General features: G+C 40.5%; 12 protein-coding genes. 3 read left to right on the forward strand and 9 right to left on the reverse strand.

Annotated elements, in window-relative coordinates:
• Positions 1-22 precede the first annotated feature (22 nt).
• A complete protein-coding gene (locus tag TOL9009_RS0107530; protein WP_029632261.1) occupies positions 23-913 on the forward strand; it encodes a carbohydrate ABC transporter permease in 891 nt (296 codons plus the stop codon).
• 250 nt (positions 914-1163) lie between these two features.
• Here TOL9009_RS0107530 and fabG read toward each other — a convergent pair whose 3' ends face one another.
• From fabG to TOL9009_RS0107550, 3 genes are all read right to left on the reverse strand, one after another.
• The gene (fabG, locus tag TOL9009_RS0107535) at positions 1164-1931 is read right to left on the reverse strand and encodes a 3-oxoacyl-[acyl-carrier-protein] reductase (protein ID WP_029632263.1); all 768 of its coding nucleotides are present in this window, start codon (positions 1929-1931) and stop codon (positions 1164-1166) included.
• A 132-nt stretch (positions 1932-2063) separates the two neighbouring features.
• Positions 2064-2672 (reverse strand): hypothetical protein, encoded by a 609-nt coding sequence (locus TOL9009_RS0107540; RefSeq protein ID WP_029632264.1) that lies wholly within the window; start codon positions 2670-2672, stop codon positions 2064-2066.
• A gap of 325 nt (positions 2673-2997) precedes the next feature.
• A complete protein-coding gene (locus TOL9009_RS0107550; protein ID WP_029632265.1) occupies positions 2998-3585 on the reverse strand; it encodes a thylakoid membrane photosystem I accumulation factor in 588 nt (195 codons plus the stop codon).
• Between the two features lie 176 nt (positions 3586-3761).
• On the opposite strand from TOL9009_RS0107550, the gene TOL9009_RS0107555 reads away from it, so the two are divergent.
• Positions 3762-5048: a MurT ligase domain-containing protein gene (locus tag TOL9009_RS0107555; RefSeq protein WP_084763148.1), complete on the forward strand. Its 1287-nt coding sequence runs from the start codon at positions 3762-3764 to the stop codon at positions 5046-5048.
• Between the two features lie 134 nt (positions 5049-5182).
• Here the strand turns inward: TOL9009_RS0107555 and TOL9009_RS0107560 are convergent, their stop codons facing one another.
• The gene (locus tag TOL9009_RS0107560) at positions 5183-5584 is read right to left on the reverse strand and encodes a hypothetical protein (protein ID WP_029632267.1); all 402 of its coding nucleotides are present in this window, start codon (positions 5582-5584) and stop codon (positions 5183-5185) included.
• 499 nt (positions 5585-6083) lie between these two features.
• Here TOL9009_RS0107560 and TOL9009_RS0107565 point away from each other — a divergent pair, with 499 nt between their 5' ends.
• Positions 6084-6893, forward strand: coding sequence for a type 1 glutamine amidotransferase (locus TOL9009_RS0107565; protein WP_029632268.1), 810 nt, complete (start codon positions 6084-6086; stop codon positions 6891-6893).
• 525 nt (positions 6894-7418) lie between these two features.
• Here the strand turns inward: TOL9009_RS0107565 and TOL9009_RS0107575 are convergent.
• The 5 genes from TOL9009_RS0107575 to TOL9009_RS38495 form a co-directional block, all read right to left on the reverse strand.
• Positions 7419-11522, reverse strand: a complete 4104-nt coding sequence (locus TOL9009_RS0107575) for an NACHT domain-containing protein (protein ID WP_144238174.1) — start codon at positions 11520-11522, stop codon at positions 7419-7421.
• A gap of 372 nt (positions 11523-11894) precedes the next feature.
• The gene (locus TOL9009_RS0107585) at positions 11895-12497 is read right to left on the reverse strand and encodes a Uma2 family endonuclease (protein ID WP_029632271.1); all 603 of its coding nucleotides are present in this window, start codon (positions 12495-12497) and stop codon (positions 11895-11897) included.
• 122 nt (positions 12498-12619) lie between these two features.
• Entirely contained in the window at positions 12620-15076 is a 2457-nt protein-coding gene (gene hetF / locus TOL9009_RS0107590; protein ID WP_029632272.1) for a cell division protein HetF, read from the reverse strand.
• 563 nt (positions 15077-15639) lie between these two features.
• Positions 15640-17154, reverse strand: a complete 1515-nt coding sequence (locus tag TOL9009_RS0107595; RefSeq protein ID WP_029630360.1) for an IS5 family transposase — start codon at positions 17152-17154, stop codon at positions 15640-15642.
• Positions 17155-17496: 342 nt separating this feature from the next.
• The coding region (locus TOL9009_RS38495) for a translocation/assembly module TamB domain-containing protein (protein ID WP_186227502.1) at positions 17497-21140 on the reverse strand (3644 nt) is incomplete at its 5' end.

Here is a 21140-nt window from a genome sequence, read left to right on the forward strand (position 1 = left end):
AAGCACGAGAAAAAATGCCCCCATGAATAGATTGACACCCAAAAACTGGATTCTCATCCAACAGCAATTAACTCCCTATTTGTTTTTGCTACCCGCATTAATTATCTTGGTGCTCACCGTTTTTTATCCAGCACTGCAAGCGTTTTACCTCAGCTTTACCCGCTACGAATACGACATTACCCAGGCGCCGGAATGGGTGGGTTTTGCTAACTTCCAGCGCTTATTTAAAGACCCGGTTTTTTGGCAAACTTTGGTTAATACACTGATTTATCTTGTGGGTGTAGTGCCCATTTTAGTCATCGCTCCTTTAGTTTTGGCAATTTTGGTAAATCAAAAATTACGAGGAATGAATTGGTTTAGAGCAGCTTATTACACACCAGTAGTAATTTCAATGGTAGTTGCGGGTATCGCTTTCAAATGGCTGTATGCCGAAAATGGCTTACTGAATCAGTTACTTAAAGGCATTTTTCCCGAAGGAATTCCTTGGTTAACTAGCCCGAAATTTGCTCTTTATAGTGTGATGGCAGTCACCATCTGGAAAGGATTAGGCTATTACATGGTAATTTATTTAGCTGGCTTGCAATCAATTGGTGCAGATGTCTATGAAGCCGCAGCAATTGATGGTTCCGATGGCATCAGCAAACACTGGGATATTACCGTTCCTTTGATGAAACCTTATTTAGCATTAGTAGCAGTAATTTCTGCTATTTCTGCGACTAAAGTATTTGAAGAAGTCTACATCATGACCCAAGGTGGACCGCGTAACAGTTCCAAAACGATTGTTTATTATCTTTATGAACAAGCTTTCAATAACTTAGAAATTAGTTATGCTTGTACAATTGGGCTAGTATTATTTTTAATAATTTTAAGCTTATCAATAGTGCGAATATTACTTAATGGTGTTAGTTTCTAAAAAAATTAGACAGATACATCAAAGGCACAGGGAGCATCCCAACGAAAGCCGCAATACCCTAGAAGGGTATCGCGTTGCGCGTACAAAGCCTGCCGACCCAGGCTCTAAGACTTATATAGCCTGCGTTCGCGTAGCGTGTCGTAGACAAGGCAGGCTTTGTTGGTATAGCCCCAGGAATAGGAGCGCCTGTGGGCGTTTTTGCACTCGTTGGGATGCTCCCATATTTAGAAGATAGATTTTTCTTCTTTAATTACGCCATAACCATGCCGCCATCGACGTTAAACACTTGTCCGGTGATGTAAGCAGCAGCGGGATCGGCGGCAAGAAAGCGCACCATGCCGGCGACTTCTTCGGGTTGACCGTAGCGATTTAGGGGAATAAATTTAAGAATTTCTTCAGTATTGCTGAGTTTGCTGGTCATGTCGGTGGCAATGAAACCAGGAGCGACGGCGTTGACGGTGATCCCGCGAGATGCAAGTTCTTTGGCGACGGTTTTCGTAAAGCCGATAACGCCTGCTTTCGCAGCGCTATAGTTTGCTTGTCCGGGGTTGCCCATTTGTCCGGCAACGGAGGTAATATTGATGATGCGCCCGGAACGTTTCTTGAGCATAATTTTACTAGCAGCGCGTGTGCATAAGAATACACCAGTTAAGTTTAGGTCTATTACTGCTTGCCAGTCTTCTAGCTTCATTCGCAAAAGTAATGTGTCGCGGGTGATACCTGCGTTGTTGACCAAGATATCAATGCGATCGCATTTTTCCATGACGCTGTTAAATAGTGCGTCTACTTGTTCGGCTTGAGAAACATCAGCTTGCAGCGCTAAAGCCTGACCTCCCGCTGATGTAATTTCTTCTACTATTGCCTCCGCAGCGCGGCTAGAACTCGCATAATTGACAATTATATAAGCTCCGTGTGTCGCTAATTCGAGTGCGATCGCTCGCCCAATTCCCCGTGAAGCACCTGTTACAATTGCCACTTGTCCACGCAAAGAAAGCAAATTTTCTGGCAAAATCTCCATAAAATAGTCCTCATTTTTGGAATCCCCGCGCTAATTATCTTATGGTGATTCGTGCCTAAGACTGACAGCAAATGCTTTTTTTATTCGTAGTAAGCGCGAAGAGCGCTTTTAAGCACTGAAGTGCTTACTACATTAACCAATCGGACGATTACCCGGATTGACTGCGTGAATATACTCGCTACCAGAATGGGGTCTTCCTCGTTTATAACTAGCTTCTTCTGGTTTACCCCATCCCAACTGCAAAATTATTTCCAAAAAGTTAGAATTTTCAAACACGCACAAACTTGCCCATTCTGTTCTTTGGGCAATTCTTTCTACATCAGTTTTAATAATTTGTTGGTATTGTTTATTATTATTAATACTCAAGTACAAATCCATTTCATCTGTTACTTCATTCCAAAAATTCCAGAGTGAATTTTTAGCATTTTTTAACATTTCCAAGTCACATGGTAAAGCAATTAATTGAGTATCTACTTCTGGAAATCGCAAAGTTTTACTTTGAATAGTTACCTTGCGCCAGACGATTCCCGAAACTTGATATTTTTTTTGATAGTCGTGAATGGCGGCTTTAAAATCTTCATATGCAGTGAATTTTTGTAGCCCATCACTTTTGATAAACTGGTCAATTAAAGGATTGCCAGATACCGTTAATTCTAACTTTAAACGCTCACCCTTGAGGCAGGCTTGGCGTTCAGAACGTAAAATTTGGATTAGTTCCTCGGTAGTATAAACCTTTGACATGAGGACACACTCTATTAGTCATTGGTTGGGCATTGGGCAATTTGAGGAGGGGAAAAGGGAAAAGGGGAAAGGGGAAAAGGATCAGAAAAATATTCCCAGATTTATTTAAATCACTCTTCTTGCAAACGTCAACGGGACGGTACAGTCCACCGCTGAGGAAGGCGCTTTATTTTTATATCTTTACCCTTTGCCCGTTAACATTTTACCCAAATTAAAATCTCCCCACTCCCTAGTTTATGTCACGTATTATCTCCTGATTTAAATCACGATGTCGTATCTGATTTCACAAAAAATTAGGACAGACGAATTAAGTCTGCCCTATAAGTTATTGAGTTATTTCACTATTTAACTCATTGAAGGAACGCCGTTTTAACTGCACTGATTTATCACGAGGTAATAAATCAAACACTTCGCGCAATCTGTCGTCTATTTCTTCATACGGCACTTGACCGTTTTTATTCAAAACTACATTACCCGACTGGTTAAACAGGACAACTTGCGGAACAGCACCAGAGTAGTAATAACCTGGTTCTGTAGTATCGTAGGTTTCTTTGGGCAAGATAGAATCCACACTTACGGGGATAATTTCTGCGGCACGACCATAGAATTCTTGTATTCGTGAAACAATTAGGGCATATTGTTTGCAATCGCTGCTGTCCTCCACATAAAACGCTAATACTGCGGGTTTATGTTGTGCTAAAGTTTGTGCGAGGGTTTGTGTGGGAGGAACCAGTGAACCATTGCCAGCATACACGACAAAAATATTACCATCATACGTATCAGTATTGATACCTGCAAATGCAGGTTGCATCTCAATGATGAACAGGCAAGCTATTATCAAGAGGCATTTAGAGAAAAAACGCCACCAGGAAAAAAGAATTTTGGGTGAAAAATTTAACTTTATACCAGTCATCAAAAGAAACCTTTTAACCTCAATTTTGTTTGGCTACTGCGTGAGTTTGTACTGAAAAAAGCGAATTAAGCCGGATATATAATTACGCCTAAGTACCAAGTTTTAAGATAACGTAGGATACTAATGTGGGAAAAATTAAATTTATAGATAGACTGAGACTAGCGATCGCAGTGTCGATGGCAAAAAGTGTAACTTTTGGAGTGCGATCGCTTCGTCTAGGTGCTGCTAGTGTATTACCAGGCTCAATTGCTCGTCGCATCGAACCCCAATTATTGCAGTTATTGAGTCAGCAAGTCAAAAACGGGGTGATTTTGATTGCTGGTACTAACGGTAAAACTACAACAGCGCTATTTTTATGTGAGATACTACAACGCAAAGGCTACCGCGTAGCGCATAATTCTACAGGTGCAAATCTGGAAAATGGTTTGATGACTGCGTTGATGGAAAACTCTAACTTGCTAGGCACGCTGGATGTTGATTACGCTATTTTAGAAGTGGATGAGAATATTGTGCCTCTGGTTTTGGCACCAATTAAACCAAAGCTGATCCTTTGTTTAAATTTGTTCCGTGACCAACTTGACAGATATGGGGAAGTTGATACTATTAGTAAGCGTTGGACAAAGGCGATCGCTACTTTACCTTCTCAAACTCTCGTTGTCGCCAACGCTGACGATCCCACAATCTGTTATCTTGGTCAACAATTATCTCAGCAGAAAGTCTCATTCTTTGGTTTGAATGAACCACAAAACTATCTAGAAGCAATTCCCCATGCTGTTGATTCTATTTATTGTCCCAAATGCGGACATGCTTTAGACTACAAAGGAGTTTATTTATCCCATATGGGTGAATATTCCTGTCCTAGTTGCGGCTTTAGTAGAAGTAAACCAACTCTTGATAGCAGCGAATGGCAGCAAATTCTTGTTGGGTTGTATAACAAATATAATACTCTAGCTGCGGCAACTGCGGCGAAAGAATTAGGTGTTGATGAAGCTACTATCCGCGAGACAATTCCTAACTTTCAAGCTGCTTTTGGTCGGGCTGAAGAATTAAAAATTAATGGCAAAAATGTCAGAATTCTGTTATCAAAAAATCCTGTAGGCACAAATGAAACTATTAGAGTAGTAACTCAAAGCAGTGATACAACAACTTTGCTAGTGTTGAATGATAAAAGTCAAGATGGCGAAGATGTTTCTTGGATTTGGGATGTCGATACAGAGAAATTGGTAGAACGTGGAGGTACTTTGGTAGTTAGTGGCGATCGCGCTTATGATATGGCGTTACGTCTTCGCTACAGCGAATCTTCTCCCCAAAGTAATTTTAATCTGATTGTGGAAGAAAATTTGCGTCAAGCTATCAATACTGCTTTAGAACGCACCCCAATTAACGAAACTTTACATATTTTACCTACTTATACAGCCATGCTAGATGTGCGAGAAGCGCTGACGGGTAGGAAGATTCGATAATTTATTTTAGCAATGGGCAATTGTTTAATGGGCAATGGGCATTGGGCAATGGGCAATGAGAATTAAAGAAGTAAAGCAAGTGCGTGAATAAATACGATTCTTTCCATGCCCAATGCCCCATGCCCCATGCCCAATTATTGCAACTTCACAGCTGCACGTTGTAAAGGTAGAACTTCTTCCAAAGTTAATTCGTGGTCGGTTGTCAAGTGACTGTTACAACAAATCGTGCTGAAAAATACTTGCTGACCAACTACTTGGGAAAAATGCTTTTCTAGTAGTAAACGCGATGTAATATCTCCTAATAAGTCGGAAAGGTCTTTTGTGAGTTGGTCTCTATCATCACGGTGAACCATTCTAAATTTGAAGGGTTTTTCACCTACCAAATTTCTAATATCGGAATCAAACTTGTCTTCTTTGCCTTGAACATACGCAAAAGATACTTCCTCTAAAAATTTCCAAGCTTCGGGAAATATCTCGCTAATTTTTTCGAGATGGTTCTCAGTTTGGTAGACCAAAGTAGCCGTTTTACAATCCATATGGTAATTTATCAGGTGTTGTAATCAACAAGGATGCACCCTGTAATATTACGGCTCAACACCAAGAAATATAACAATAATGTCATATATTTTCAAATTTAAAAACGACACGTTGTCAAACTAGAAAAACTGTGATTTCAAATACAAAAATAAAATGGAAAGTAAGTATTTTAAATGTGAGTTTCTAAAGTTTTCGACATTGGGGAATGGGAAAAATTTGGTTAAAATAACGCGAATTGTGGACAAATTTCTTCCCCACTACTCAATCCCTAGTCCTCAATCCCGAATCCCTTTATTAACGAACAATTCAATCAAGATAAGATTTACACCAACCGGTTTGACATGTTGATGACATTTTTAAGTTGCAAATACACCATTGAGGACAAATTTAGGATATGCTTACCCAAACCGAAATTACTTCACTATCTCTAGATATGCACGGATTAGCCGACCATAGTTAGAAAAAGAAAGTTATAAATTATTAGTTAAGAGAGGATTTATGAGTTTTGAATTAACAATAGGTTGGTTATATCCAACATTGATGAGCACTTATGGCGATCGCGGAAATGTGATCACTATACAACGCCGCGCCCAATGGCGGGGATATAATGTGAGGGTATTACCCCTGGATCAAAACGCTACTGGAGATGATATAAAGTCTGTAGATTTGATTGTTGGTGGTGGCGCACAAGACCGTCAGCAAGAAATCGTCATGCGCGATTTGCAGGGTGCGAAAGCCGGCGCAATGCGCGATAAAATTGAAAATGGTACTCCGGGAGTCTTTACTTGTGGTTCACCGCAATTGCTGGGACATTATTACGAACCAGGTTTGGGACAGCGAATTGAAGGTTTGGGAATACTTGATTTAGTCTCGGTACATCCTGGTGAAAATACTAAGCGGTGTATTGGTAACTTGGTGATAGAAGTTACAGCAACTCGTTTAGCGCGGGATTTGGAGGAGATGACCGGTAGTAAAGCGTATTTAGTTGGCTTTGAAAATCACGGTGGACGCACCAAACTGGGGAAAGTAGAAGCTTTGGGTAAAGTGGTGTACGGCTTGGGTAATAATGGTGAAGATGGGACAGAAGGAGCATTTTATCAAAATGCGATCGCTACTTATTCTCACGGTCCCTTGTTACCAAAAAATCCCTTTGTCGCAGATTGGTTAATTCAAACAGCATTGCGGCTAAAATATCAACAACCCATTTCCTTGAAGCCTTTAGATGATACTTTGGCAATGCAAGCACGAGAAGCGATGTTTAAGCGGTTGAAAGTTAATCCACCAACTGCTGTGACAGCACATATGTAAGATTATTTTGAGATTGTTCAAGTATTTTTTAATAATAGGACTTACGCACTCGTTACGAGAAAACAAGACTCTGAGATTGCTTCCTTGCGTCGCAATGACGGAAATACGTAGTCCGTGCGTAAGTCCTAAATAACTCTGCGATCCTCATTTTGTTATGGGCGATCGGTGGTGATAACTCATTCGACTAAAATGTTAGCATCTCGATGGAGTAGCTAAGTAATCAAGTAATGACTGTGGCAAAGCCTCAAGCCAAACCAAAGCGCAAAGTACTGTTGTACCCTGGCGCCATTTTAAATTAAATATCTTTAATCCCATTTTTGGTAAAACTTTTGATAAAAATGTTCGTGTTCGCCTTGAAATTTTTATTCTCTCGTAAAATTAAAGCTTTGTCTTTTGGGTTGACAAAGCCATCGCTAAATAGCTCAAAGAATAGCGTGGCCACTAGTTCGACCCTTAATTGAGTCAACAAAATTATGATCTTCCTCGAAACAGAAACCGAGTTTGGGAAATTAATGAATCGGTGTTCTAGAAACGATTGTCTTCCTCTAAACATTGCTGCCACATAGTATTATGCAATGGGGAAAGATTGGTTTCATCAATTTTTAAAATTGCTTCAAGCGCCCCTAAAACTACAGTTTGGGGATAGTCAGATCGCTGGATAATAAAAGAGGATAAATGCTGTCGCAGCTGCTCATGGCTAAGTTGGTATTTGGGATCAGTCGCACTTGAAAAACGCCTACGGAGTTGATCCAGCATCCAAGGTTTATTACACATACGGTAGAGAACCTCTGGTTCTAACCACAGTGAAAACTCTTCAAGACTAGGATCTAAGTTGAATAGTGTTTGATAAAACGCATAAGGTGTATCATCACTATTTAGATAACTAAATGATTCAGATAACAAGCGATCCCTTAAACGGGTTTGAATTTTCTTGTTAGGTCTTCCATAAGCAACAATTGCTATACCTAGCCTTAACGCACTAGCACGACTACTACTCAAAAGTTTTTCTAAAAGCTGATTATGTTTATCAGAGAGTTTGTCCTCTGGAAAGTATATAAAACGCGGTTTTCCTATCTCATTTTTATCCCAAAATTCAAGTAAAATATCTAGATTTAGTTCAGGTATATCTAGACATAACCGTAAAATTGCACCTGCCCAAATAGAAGGAAGTGGTGGCAACATATTCGCTTGACATAACAGATTTTCTGCTTCTTCTATTGTTACTGAATGTATCCTACGTCTCCATAAAAATCCCTCTAATCCTCTTGCTTTAGTGATACGCTCAATGCCCTCTTTTTCAACTATGTTGAGGGCTACACGTATTATTTTACTAAAGGGGATGGCAGGTGTACCAGCAGTTCTTCTAGATATTCCTTCAAAAATATTAAGGGGAGTAACGGGGACTTTGAGAATATTTACTAGTGGTGTGCTAAGAAGGTATTTGTATTCCTGTTCTGTAATTAGACCTTCTGCAACTAGTAATGGCCAGTGGTCTGGATGAAAGAACAAAGCTGTCCATAGAGATTCTGTTTTATGGAAGTCTCCATTCTTGGCAATCCACTTAGCTTGATCACTAGAGACTCTCCTTAGTTCTCGCTTAAATTCCTCCCATTCTTCAACTGAAGAGAATGCTGAAACTGGAGGTCCTAAAACATTTTCTGTTCTCCATTTCAAACTAATTTTTTCCTGAATTTGTTTCTCTATTGTCCTAGCCTTGTTATCCAAAGCACTGTTTGTCGGCTCTTGTATTGCTTGCACGATATGCCTTAAATATTCTGCATATACACCTTCAATCTTGCCAAGCTTATCGCTCAATGACTTTAGAGCTTGTAAACTTTTAGAATTTCGACATAGATAAGGAATTATTAGCAGACTTATTTCTCTATCAAAAAATGATAATCCCACTTCAGGAAATATAATTTTCCATGCGGATTTACTCATAATAAAAAAGTCTTTATCAACCCACGATCCAAGTCTAGAAAGTATTAGTTCACATTGTTTCTCTTTGGTTTGGTAGGAAAAGATATTGGACAGTTGGTGTTTACCATTATAAGTTTGTTTTCTTATCTCTTTATAGCGATATTCTTCAAAGGCTGTTTCTACTTCAGATATAGCAGAATTTATTAAGTTTACTTTTAAATCATGTTGTAAAGCAATAAATATAGCAACTTGTCGTGTATTTTCCTGCTCTAAAAGATTTTGAATTTTATCACAAATATTTTTCAAATCTTCTGGATGACCAGAAGATAATCTAGCTAATAGCCAAAGTTCTACAACTAGTGTTGCTTTATCTTCTGTTGAGAAATTATAAAATAATTTCCACAGTGTTTTGCGATTAAAATTGGAACGAAGTTGCAAAATCTCTATAGGTGATTCCTGTTCTAACCATGTCCATCTAGTCTTTTTGCTAAAGATTATTTTTAGAATACGTTCTAAACTAGTATTTGACTGAAGGCTAAATTCAGGTAAAATATTGAGAACAGATCGACGAGTTCTAGTAGCCTCAACAATTGCTTCAGCAGAGTTTTCATTATCATCTTGATCATCGATATTTTTAACCCAGCCCAGTTGTTGATTAGGACTTGCTTGGGCAACATAGAACTGAAGTACGTAAGCCCAGTAAGCACCGCGACGAACCAACATAGCAAAAACTTTATCTGGATCAGCATTAGGATGGTTAAAAAGATACACAGCAGCAAAATATTCACGAAATTGCTGTACAACAAAGTCTACATCCGTCTGATCTTTACCTTTGCCCACCAATAAGCAGAGACGATCTGTTGCTGCGTCAATGATTTCGTCTGCTACATCACGAAGTGTTTTTTTACCAAGTTCTGTACCAGAATAGTTTTCTAGAACGTTTAAAACATAGTTACGGAAGGTATCACGATCTAGCGCTTCAATACGTGTTTGCTCCATCTTGCAATGAAGTTCGTAACCAACTCTCTCATGTAGACGCAATAGTTCATTTCCTCTCTCACTCACAATTTGTGACTTATTTTTCTCTCTATCAAAAATAACTTCAACATATTTTTTGTAGAGTATATGTCGCTGATGTGGTATTTCAATTTTACCCTGAACAATAGTGAGTATAACTGTTGCTTGTAAAAGTGACCGAGCTAACCGCTGCACTTCTTCAGACATCATGCCACGACTGATTCGCTCCTTTGCTTCGGATCGTTCGTCTTCATCACGAATTCTGTTTTTCAACCATTGAGCACAATACTCATCAAAATCTGATCTTTCCAATTCGTTGAGTTCCCATGTAATAGGTTCAAATCCTTCAAATTCACCAGAATATCCTTTTGGACGGCTTGACAATATTACTTGGATATCTCCCTGTTCTGAATCAACACGAAGCAAGAAAGTCTGCAAATTTTCTATGATTTGCTGACGTGTTTCTGGGTTAGGAACCTCATCTAGACCATCAAGAATTAGCAAAATTGGGTCTTGAGACGCTAAATCAAACACATCATCCATTTCCAGGGTTGATGAAGTATTGGCATTGATTAGCGCCTCAGCTATATAGCGAGCGAGTTCACTAGTGCGCTGATTCTGTTGTTGCTCACTCATCCATCGCGCATAGCGACGTAGTTCAACTCGAAAGGGAAAACGCGGACGAACATAAGCGTCGAGATCCTCAGCATTCATCCCATCAGGTAACTTGAGCCGACCTGCAAGACGTAAAGCTAAATTAGAAGGAAAGGTGCGTGCTGCTTGATAGAGAGCTAAAAACTGAGTCAGAGTACTTTTTCCTAATCCAGGCCCACCTAAAAGTAAAATATAGGGTCCATCTGCCAAGAAGAGGGCAAATGATGCACGTACTTGCGTCAAATTTTCTGGTAATAGAGTTGAGGTAGAAGAATCCTTGAGTCTATTTTCTTCTTTGAGCCATTCAATAGAACGTTCGCGCTTACTGTCCCTAGTTTTTAATGTTAGATCAATGAACACTTCAGCCAATGGTAAATCGGCTTTGTCACCTGCTTCTTCTGCTCTAGCTGTACCCTCGCGTTCTGTAACAAACTTTAAATAAGCTTTGAAAGCACTCTTTCTGCGATCTCCCTTAAAATTAGCTTCTTTGTATATGGCTTTGAGAGTATCACCTGTCAGTATAGTATCTATGTAAGCAGTCCGAACGCTCTCATTTGCATCTAGCATCCGCGAAAGATCAGCAGCGTCCCACACATATATATTTGGAATATGTTTCTTCCACTTTTGAGCAATAGCTGTTACCTTATCGCGAGTACCAACATTTATTGCTCCAGTGAATGGAACGTTAGTGATCATCACGTAGGCATGGCAAGGCACTTTATATTTGTGGAAAATCTTTTCTAGTTCCTTTTCTAAATCCTCAATTACTGCATCCCTAGCAACAGACCAACCGCGTTGATCAAGATCGTGATATTTAACTTGAAAAACCCATTCTTTTGGTATATCTGAATTTTGGTTAGCTGGTCTGGAATACTCAGGATGATCTGGAGGCTGTGTCCATGTTGCTTCTCGTCCACCATCTTTGCCAGAACCAAACTGAATTAGGTTGCCACCGATACGATATGTTTTCTCTAAAAGTGCTTGTGCCATGCCTTCAAAATCATTTGGCAGCATACGAGCGAACGAATATTTTGACATATAGATAAAATAATAAATTTGATACAAATTATATCTTACTTCACTCTATATTTTAAGTATGGTTTAGGTAACTACGGTTAAGTAATCAAGCATCAAACAAAGCATATTAACTAGTTAAAATACTTACGCCAAAGACGGAAAATAAAAGCGTGAGGCTATTACTATACACAGGTATACACAATGGCTAGTAAAGTTATCTCATTTCGGCTCTCTGATGCCGAAGTTGAAGCACTGTCAGCGCAGCAGACTTATTGTGCTTTTACCTATAAATTGGACAAAATAGCATTGATGATTCAATCTAAAAAATGAGCGATCGCTTGAACCAAAACATTATCATCAATACGAATTCTATTCCTAAGCCGCAACTCATCCTCAATTTCCTGACTCATTGAGTGCATCTACCGCTGCAAACTTCACCTTGTTATAGACATCTTCGAGAGAAATTTCAAATTGCACAGATGCTAAAGCGATCGCTTCATCTTCAACATCATATTCACGGAATGACCAACGCTTATTTGCTGTCTTAGAATACTGTTCTACATAAACTTTAGTTTGGTCAATCAACAAATATTCTTCAAAGCTAGGTATCGTGCGGTAAAACTCAAACTTTCCCTGTTTATCATATCCTTGAGTTGAATCTGACAGCACTTCTATAATCACTCTCGGATTTGTAATCATATCTGTACGGTCATTAAAATACTCTGGTTCTCCCGCTATTATCATTACATCAGGATAAGTGTAAATGCGTCTAGAAGGTATCCACAGACGCACATCACTCATAAAAACTTCGTAGTCTTGGGTTTTAAAAGCCAAATTTAAATCACTACTGAAGTTCAGTGCGATTCTATTATGATTGATAGATCCACCCGCCATAGGAATAATTTCACCATCGATGTATTCGCTTTTGTAGTCAGCAGCGTCTTCTCGTACTAAATATTCCTCTGGAGAATAGTATTGCTTTTCAGTAACTTGCATAATATATAAGCTCCAAAAGCGTTTATGAAGAAGGGGAAGGGTAAAAAGCTATTTGGTTTGGTGGAAAGACCTAATTTATCCCTTTCCCCTTTCCCCCTTCCCCTTTCCCCCTCTTTTTTATTTTACTCCCCACCTTTAACCTGTAGGAGCGATCGCCAATCTTGGATAGCCTTCTCTGTCCACAGCCAATTATTACTTAATTTATTTGGTAAAAAATTTACTGGGTCGTCTTTTATTACCATTTGTCGCAGCTTGACAGCTTCAGTCAAATATTGCGATCGCTTGCTCTGTGGCTGTTGATTTGCAGATTTATATAACCCCAAAGCTAATCCGGCATAGGAAGTCAAAGCCTCCGGTGTCGTTACGGGGGGAGTTACTGCTGTTGGGGTATAGCCAGATTTATTTTGCTGTTTGAGAGCCAAATTCAAGGCTTTGAACCAAGAATCATTAGCCCGATTCGTATTGCCTTCTGCATAGTAAGCAAATCCTAAAGCGTTTGTATACAAAAGCGAGTCTGGTTTGGCTTTCACAGCAGTTTCCCAATAACGGCGGGCATCATCAATGCTGTATGTTTTGTCACCAGTTTGCATAGCTTGCCACGCAACTCGCCCTTTCAGAAAATTAACTGCCGGATCGTTAGCTTGGGATGACGGAATCAAATCGAGGGCAGCTTGTGCAGCCCCAAATGCATTCCGCGCTGGGCTGAGTAGTTCTTCCACAGCTTGTAGCCCACCTTGCAAGTCACCCTGAGCCAATTTCTGAGTAGCAGTGGCAGTGACGATTCCCGTCGGAGATGTCTTTAAGTCGATTTCTGGGGTATTATTTGGAATTGGTCGAGACTGGTTGGGAATTTGCGGTAGCTCGGAAAAGTTGGTAAATTGTCGTTGCCATAACGAACTTAAACCGATCGCCATAGCGATCGCACTAACACCGACAACACCAACAATCACCCCCAATCGCCATTTTGGGCGACGTGTGGCGCTTGTTTGGACTTTTGTGGGAGCGGAAAAAGGCGGATTATTTGCATTATCCCAATCTCCCCATATCGGAGTTTCGCTATCTGGAGAACTCATATCCCCTGGAATCGGTCTTCCCAAAATATTATTTTCTTGAGGCTTGGGAATTAATTCCGCAGTGACATAAGGTTCCTCATTTGCTGCGTTTTGACGATCAATTTGCTGAAACAAATCGGAAACGATCGCCGAATCTTCTTCATAGCTTGAGTCATCATACTCAATTTCATCAACCAAATCGCCCCAACTATCTTCACCTAGCCAGTCCAACCCGGAATCGCGCATACCAGAAGGCATCATATCCTCCATTGGCAAAGGCATTTCCACATCATTTGCCCCACCAGAGTACATTGAAGTTCCCATCAACCGAGAATTGTACTCACCAAAAGACTCGACATTTTCGCCTAAAGTAATTTCCGGTGTTAAATTACCGTTAAATTTCCGGTCGAGATATAAAATTGGTAATGCCCAGTACGTCTGAAGAGAACCATAAGCTGAAATTAAGCCTTGGCGCACTCGACTGACACATAAATCTACAGGATATCCCTGACTCAAATTGCGGTAAAACAATTGTGTCAATGTCAGCGCTACTTCATCGGGAATGCGCTCTGACATTGCCAAAACGCTTCTGATACCGCGTTTCACCAAGCTTTCTGCTAAGTTGCGCTCCCCCGTGTCAGAAGCCGGATCGGAGGTAGCAGCGTATGCCCCCAAACACGAGTTAAACACTGCCATTTGAATGTTATTGTTAACCAGCAAGCCTGCCAAATCGTCGCCACTGAGAGTTTCTGTTAAACCAGTTCTGTTATTTACAAGATAAATTTCGCCGCCGTTGGGTCCTAAGTTACTATGACCCGAGTAATGCAGAACGTGGTAGCGTCCTTGTTCTAAGGCTTGGGTTAATTCTTCTCGTCCTGGTTGCTCTAACAGGGTAAGTTCGATTTCTGGGAGATAATTGCCAATTTCCGAAAAGCGTGGTGACTGATGGTGAAGTTCAGCTTGGAGTTTGACTGCTTCTTCTTTGAGCAAATCCAGACGGACTAAATCTGTGGGAGAAGCGATCGCCATTAAGACTTTGATACCGCCTTCTTCTAAAGGTGTTGGTATATTTGATAGCAGACGAGATGGCAGGTGAATTCCGGTTTGAAACCGAGAAAAAGCAATATAAGGTCCTGTTGCCAAGGGGCGATCGCCTGCGTGCATCACTTCCCAAGGCAAACGCGCTAATCTGATATCTTTTAGTCCTAACCGCAGGCGCAATACCTCTTGCTGATGCTGGGCAATACCCTGCGCCGTAATCCAACTATCTCTGAGAGTGCCTATAAACAGTTCTTTATAAAATTGTTGACCCAAAGCCACCAAGTTGACATTAAGAGCGATCGCATCTCCTTGCAACACCGACTTCAACGGGTCATTCATCAAATGCCCCGCAGCCGCCAACCAATCAGCTACAGGCCAAGTTACTAATTCTTCTGCCAATGGCACCCCAGGCGCGACTTGTTCCGTCCGCACCAAGTAGCCATTTTGCCCTACTGGGGTTACGGAAATATGAAATTCCTGGGTCACAACTTCTCCTGTTTGCCTCCTAAATTTGGTTTGAAACGCGGTTCAATTTCACGCTCTTTTGTTTCGCTTCTTCTGATACCTTAGATGCATATTGACACTTAATGTTTCTGATTTGAGTTGTTTTGCTCCCTATTTACAACTTTATCCGGATTGCAATGATTCCGCCCAGAACACTTTATTGGTAGATGCACCTTGATCTTCAATTCCCCCGGTTGGCTTTACACCCAAGTGGGGGGTTTTTTATGGCTAACCATAGAACTGACGTATTTTAACAGATACATACAGGTGTCTAAATTTCTCTAATGTACTAAGTATATCTAAAACTGCCACTGAATCAAGTTTTGTTTTATATCATGTCCATTTAATTAACACTAATAAAAACCTACCGTCGTAGAGACGTTCCGCCGGAACGTCTTTAGATTCCTACCATCGTAGAGACGTTCCGCCGGAACGTCTTTAGATTCCTACCATCGTAGAGACGTTCCGCCGGAACGTCTTTACAAAAGTAAGTAGGGTTTGCTGAAAAAGTATGAAAAAGCAATTCTTTTGGGTTGACTAGTTATTCAAGTAAAATCAAAGATAAGCTTTTGTTGTTTATAAATAACAAAATCATAATTTTCAGTTATGCGAAACTGCATAAAAGGTGCAGTTTTCAAAAATAGACATAAAAAAGCATAAAAAACCCGCGACAGGTGAGTAGAAAGATTCATCACTAAAAAAGTAATAGCAATTGCAGTAAGAGAAGTGTGGGAAAGTTTCGCCATCACTCGATTGAGGCTAAACCTTCTTTTAGCTTGCCCAAATTTTCCTTCAATACAATTACGAATTCTCTCGGATTCTAAATCTTGCTTCTTTTTTTCTTTACTAACATTTACTGGTGGTCTTCCCAAAGCCGGTCCACTCATGATAATACCTCTTTCTTTGCACCAAGCTCGATTCTCTCTCGTTCGATAAATTTTATCAACATGAACGGATTCTGGATAATAGCCAGTATAATTTTTATATGCTTCTACTTGTGCTTTTAAGTCTCCAGATTCATTAAAATTATTCCAACTAATATGGTCTAAAAATACATATCCCTCAAAACAACTAGCAGACAATTTTGCCCCAAATTCTACAGGTTTACCTGCTTTACCCCGGACGATTGGACGGATATGCGGTTGGGTTAAACTAACAATGCGGTCGTCAATACTCTGTTTTTTATTTTCATACAACCATAGTTGTTGACGATAAACTTCTACAACTACAAGCAACATTTTATATTGTCTATTACTGAAATTTTCTAAAGTTGCTCCGTATATGATTAGCTGGTCAATATGGGATAAGTTTCTTTTGATATATTGAAGCTGCTTTTTAATCGCTTTTCTCCTATCTTTTTGGGATACACGACGCTTTTTAGCGACTTCTAGGTAGTCTTTTCTCCCTATTTCCCGATAAGTCCTTGGTTTTTTCTCTAATGTACCTTTTATCTGTTCATAAAGAAGGTCTATTATTCTTTCTGTCTGTTTTCTTGCTTGATTTAATAGCTCTAAATCTGTTGGATAGCTGATGTCTGCTGGCGCACAAGTCGCATCTAATATTAATTTTCCCCGATTTTTTGGCGTGTTATCTTCTTTTTCTAATTCTTCTGTTTTTTTTTCAGTTGATTCAGTTGCTAAAGTCAAAGATGTTGTCTCTAGCATCCTCTTAACAGTTTCTTCATTCACTTTGTTTACTAAGTCTGCACTAATTCTTTCACGAAAATGGACTAACATAGATGCATCAAATGGAGCTTCATTAATATAAGATGATATCCCTATGAAGTACTGTAGATAAGGATTTTCTTTGATTTGTTCTACTGTCTCTCTATCACTTATTCCTAGTTTTTCTTTGATTATTAATGCCCCTAATGCCATCCGAAACGACTTTGCTGGCGCTCCCATCTCTACAGAGAATCCGGATGAATATTCCTCTTCAAATTCTGCCCAGGGTATTAAATTTCCCAGAATAATCCAACGATTATCTGATGACAACTTTCCTTCAAACGGAAGTCCAAAATTTTCTGGTGAGACTGGAGGTTGCCCCTGTTTTCGATACATATGTACTAATAACCCACTCCTGAGTGCTAGTCACGTAGATGCAAGGATTTTGGGTTATTTTAGCCTCTTATCTTGCACCTGAATATATTTCTTTGGTCTGATGATCTGAGAATGTAAGCTTTTCTTTCTTTTTCAGCAAACCCTAAGTAATTTCCCGGTCTTCATATTAGGCATAGTTGCCATCTCCGCTTTTCTGAATTTATCCGGAGCATAATTGTTAACCGAGAACAAATAATTGGTAGATGCACCCTGATAACTCACTTTCCCCTGGTTGGTTGCCACCCCCTGGGGGATTTTTTCTACGCAGGTATTTCCTGTGAATATTGTTAAACCAATGCCCAATTAAAAGCGCTTTTCATACTCCAACACAGCATTAATGCCACATGAGTAAGTAGAAGTGTTGTCCCCATTGTCACCATTTGTGGCAGAACAATTAGAGTTAGTGAATAAAGGTGCAGAACCACGCAAGCGCAAGTTATCGTTTATTCGGTAGTTAACACCTAATTGTAACGGGTCATCGGCAGTCAAAATCTTGACACCAGAAACAGAAATTGTCGGAGTAATATCAACTCCTGCCTCCGCTCCCAATTCCAGACTAGAAGAATTGCTGACTCCTGAGATGGTCGGAAATAGACGGAATTCACTTAAACCAAATGCATTGCCAATCTGGTTAAAAGTTCCCTGAAGGTTAAGAGCAGAACCCGCTAGATTGGCAAGTGCCAGCGTACTGTCCCCACTTCCCAGCGTGTTGACAAAGCTACCACCAAGCAAAGCCACAATTTCGGTTTCACTACGCGCAGGAGTGCTTGTTAATTCTAAATTTTGGTCAAGTTGGCTAGCCAAACCTTCAACACGCGCTTCAACTCGAATAGTTCTGATCGGTTCAAAGTTGGGAATAATACCATCGTTGTCGTTGATTTCCGATGGTACTGATGTGGTACTCAGTCTAGTGGGAACAGCATCTAGCACCTTGGCTAATAGCCGGACATTTAGTAGAGGGTCAAGTCCTCTTTCTGGAGTAAAGGTTGCTGTCTGTTCGTAGCCACGAGCAAGATTAAATTGAGTAGTATACAAATTTACACCGCCGTTTCGCAGGGTAATAGTTCCATCTGGTAACAAATTACCCAAAGAGCCATTGATGGTGAGCTTACCAGTAGCTCCAAAACTGATAAGAGGTGGACGGACAACTTGTACGTTTTTGCCTAGCTCAAGCTCTAAATTATTAAATCTGGTCGTCGTCGTAGTGCCGTTGTTGGGAGTGTTCTTGTTTTGCTTCAGCGCTTTAGCTATTGAGGGTGGAACGCCTACATTGTTATCTGTGGTCTGATTAGCGTTGGTAGATTCTGCCAGTAAAACTTGACCATTTGTCAACTGTACTTTACCGCCAATTATCGGGCTAAGTGCAGCACCAGTAATTGTCACATCACCGCTAGCGCCACCTTGATATAATCCTTTAAGATTTAACGTCAATCGGTCAAGAGTAACCCTTAAGCGATTGTCTATTTGTACTTCCCGATTGTTGGAAATAGGAATCTCTCCCGCAGCTGCTACTTTACCCCGACTATAATTACCCTGGAAATTTTCCACTCTTATACTGTTAGAGTTAAACAGCACTCTGCCGTTGACATCCGTCAGTTGTCCTGGCAAAGCTTGAGCCGAAAAAACACCATTGTTGATACTAGCACTTCCATTCACAGCTGGATCTTGTCTTGTCCCCCGCACTGTTAAGTCTATTTCTCCCTGACCATTTTCTAACGCCACTTGGTTAGTAAACAGATTTAATAACGCCAATCCTTCATTTTTCACTTTTACATCTAGCTGAATTTCATTGCTATCTGGTGCTGCTGATGCAAAAGGAAACTGGTAGGGAATGCTACCATTGATGTTGACCGGTTCGGGACCAGAAACCGTCACTCTACTGCCAAAGTTGAGGCGTCCGTTAGCATAAGCAAAAGTTCCTGCTGCTGATTCTACTGGCTTTTGATTGAGAGTTCCCTCAGTCACTTGCAATTCCCCTCTAGCTTGGGGGTTGTTAATACTGCCTGCTAAAGCTACTGACGCGTCCAGATTACCTGTAAAACCAACTGGCAATTTGACATAATTATTCAGTAGTCCTATAGGGAAATTATTAACTCGCAATTGACCCGATTGTTCTTGACTGCCGATCGCACCTGTAAAAGCGATCAGTCTGTTTTGAGACTCCAATCGTAAAGGTAACAATGTTAGAACGTTATTTTCCAAGCTACCTTCGGCAATTACTTTCTCGGCACTATAACAACGATCTATTTCTAAACATTGATTTTGTTTATCTTTTGCACCCCAAACAAAGTTTTGACCGTTCAACTCAAACTTCACAGCCAGTCCTTTTGCCGTACCTGTTTCCACAGCAACTTCACCATTGAAAGTGCCGGTTAAATCTGCCAATGCTGGCAAAATAGAAGCTTTCTGCTGTTCTTCTTTTTGTGCTATAAGTGCCTCAATTTCATAAAAGCGCTGGAGTTGCGTAAATAAAGGCTGATTGGGCAAACCTTGTGCAGTGGTGACTAAATCCGCAGCTTTGCCATAAGTTGGTGCTTCGGCACCGCGTTGTAAATCTTGAATTTCAAATAACTCTGCTACAACCAAGACATCTTGGATATTACCTTGATTGATGTTAACTTTAGCTTGCAGTTGCGGAGTTTTGCCATTTTGCTTCAAAGTGCCGCTGAAAGCGTAGCGACTGTTGCCTTTAGCGAATTCGCTATCTGCGAGTGTTGCTACTCCATTGTTGTAGTTAAACTGAGCAAAAAAGCGATCGCCTTTAATTCTGCCAATTTCAGGTTTATCAATATTAATATTACCCGTTGTCGCAAATGTTCGCTGATTAACCTCTAAATCTCCAGTGATCAATCCAGCGATCGCACCTGTACCTAAACGAATATTTGGAGGTGGATTTAATTTTAATACCTGCAATGGGAAATTTCTGACTTGCACTGCCAAATTATCTCCTTGACTGCGACCAATTGCCGATGCTTGCTGCCACTGCACTACAAAGGATTCAGGACGATTATTTGCATCTAGGTTGAAAGCAATACGATCTGTAGAGACGCGATTAATCGCGTCTCTACCTACTAGATCCAAATTTAAACCACGCCCCTGCACTGATTCAACTTTACCACTCAACACTGGCTCAAAAGCTAAACTATTTACCACAAAGTCGCGTAAACTGAGTTGCCCTACGACATTTGGCAAAGGCAACTTGCCGGTGACTTGTCCGCTAAAATCGGCTTTCCCTGCCAAAGCTACTGCATACGGCAACTTGAAAGGCAATTGTTGCAGATTGTAATTTTGTGCTTGTACATTCAGATTTAAATTAGTAATTTGCGGGATACTTGCGTTCGCGTTGACAAATATATCACCACTAACATTTAAATCGGGAGCTGTTGCTTTGACAATCGTCAGCTTTTGACCATTCCAGGCGATCGCAGCATTTAAAGGTTTCTCAAGTCCAGGAATACCTTGAGATAACTCTACATCACCAGCGGCACGCACATCTGATAATTTGGGTGATGCCACCGTTCCCGCTACTTGCAACTTACCGCCCAAATTCCCGCGTAATTGCTGATTAAATCGGTTTAATTCTACACCCGAAGCCGCCACTAAAGCTTGATACCGACCATTGGCAAGTTGAATATCTGAAGCTGTAACCGTCCCACCGGCAACATTTACCCGCGCTTGACCGGTAGCTTGAATATTTTGGCGTTGGGATGCTTCCAAACTTCCCGCTACATTAAATTGACCGTTTAAATCACCTTGAAATTGCGATGGCACCTTTGCCAAACGCTGCAAAGGTACGTTATTTGCTATAATTTGAGCTTGATAGCGATTATTCGCAAGTTGAATATTTGAAGCTGTAACCGTACCCTTGCCAAAATTTACCCGCGCTTCACCGGTAGCTTGAATATTTTGCCGTTGGGATGGTTCCAAACTTCCGGCTACATTAAATT

The organism is [Scytonema hofmanni] UTEX 2349, assembly GCF_000582685.1.
GTDB lineage: Bacteria > Cyanobacteriota > Cyanobacteriia > Cyanobacteriales > Nostocaceae > Hassallia > Hassallia hofmanni.

Excerpts from the sequence above, each read along its gene's own strand:
- TOL9009_RS0107560 (WP_029632267.1), bottom strand. The coding sequence starts at position 5,584 with ATGGATTGTAAAACGGCTACTTTGGTCTACCAAACTGAGAACCATCTC.
- TOL9009_RS0107565 (WP_029632268.1), top strand. The coding sequence starts at position 6,084 with ATGAGTTTTGAATTAACAATAGGTTGGTTATATCCAACATTGATGAGC.
- TOL9009_RS0107555 (WP_084763148.1), top strand. The coding sequence starts at position 3,762 with ATGGCAAAAAGTGTAACTTTTGGAGTGCGATCGCTTCGTCTAGGTGCT.
- TOL9009_RS0107575 (WP_144238174.1), bottom strand. The coding sequence starts at position 11,522 with ATGTCAAAATATTCGTTCGCTCGTATGCTGCCAAATGATTTTGAAGGC.
- fabG (WP_029632263.1), bottom strand. The coding sequence starts at position 1,931 with ATGGAGATTTTGCCAGAAAATTTGCTTTCTTTGCGTGGACAAGTGGCA.
- TOL9009_RS0107595 (WP_029630360.1), bottom strand. The coding sequence starts at position 17,154 with ATGTATCGAAAACAGGGGCAACCTCCAGTCTCACCAGAAAATTTTGGA.
- TOL9009_RS0107550 (WP_029632265.1), bottom strand. The coding sequence starts at position 3,585 with ATGACTGGTATAAAGTTAAATTTTTCACCCAAAATTCTTTTTTCCTGG.
- TOL9009_RS0107530 (WP_029632261.1), top strand. The coding sequence starts at position 23 with ATGAATAGATTGACACCCAAAAACTGGATTCTCATCCAACAGCAATTA.
- TOL9009_RS0107585 (WP_029632271.1), bottom strand. The coding sequence starts at position 12,497 with ATGCAAGTTACTGAAAAGCAATACTATTCTCCAGAGGAATATTTAGTA.
- TOL9009_RS0107540 (WP_029632264.1), bottom strand. The coding sequence starts at position 2,672 with ATGTCAAAGGTTTATACTACCGAGGAACTAATCCAAATTTTACGTTCT.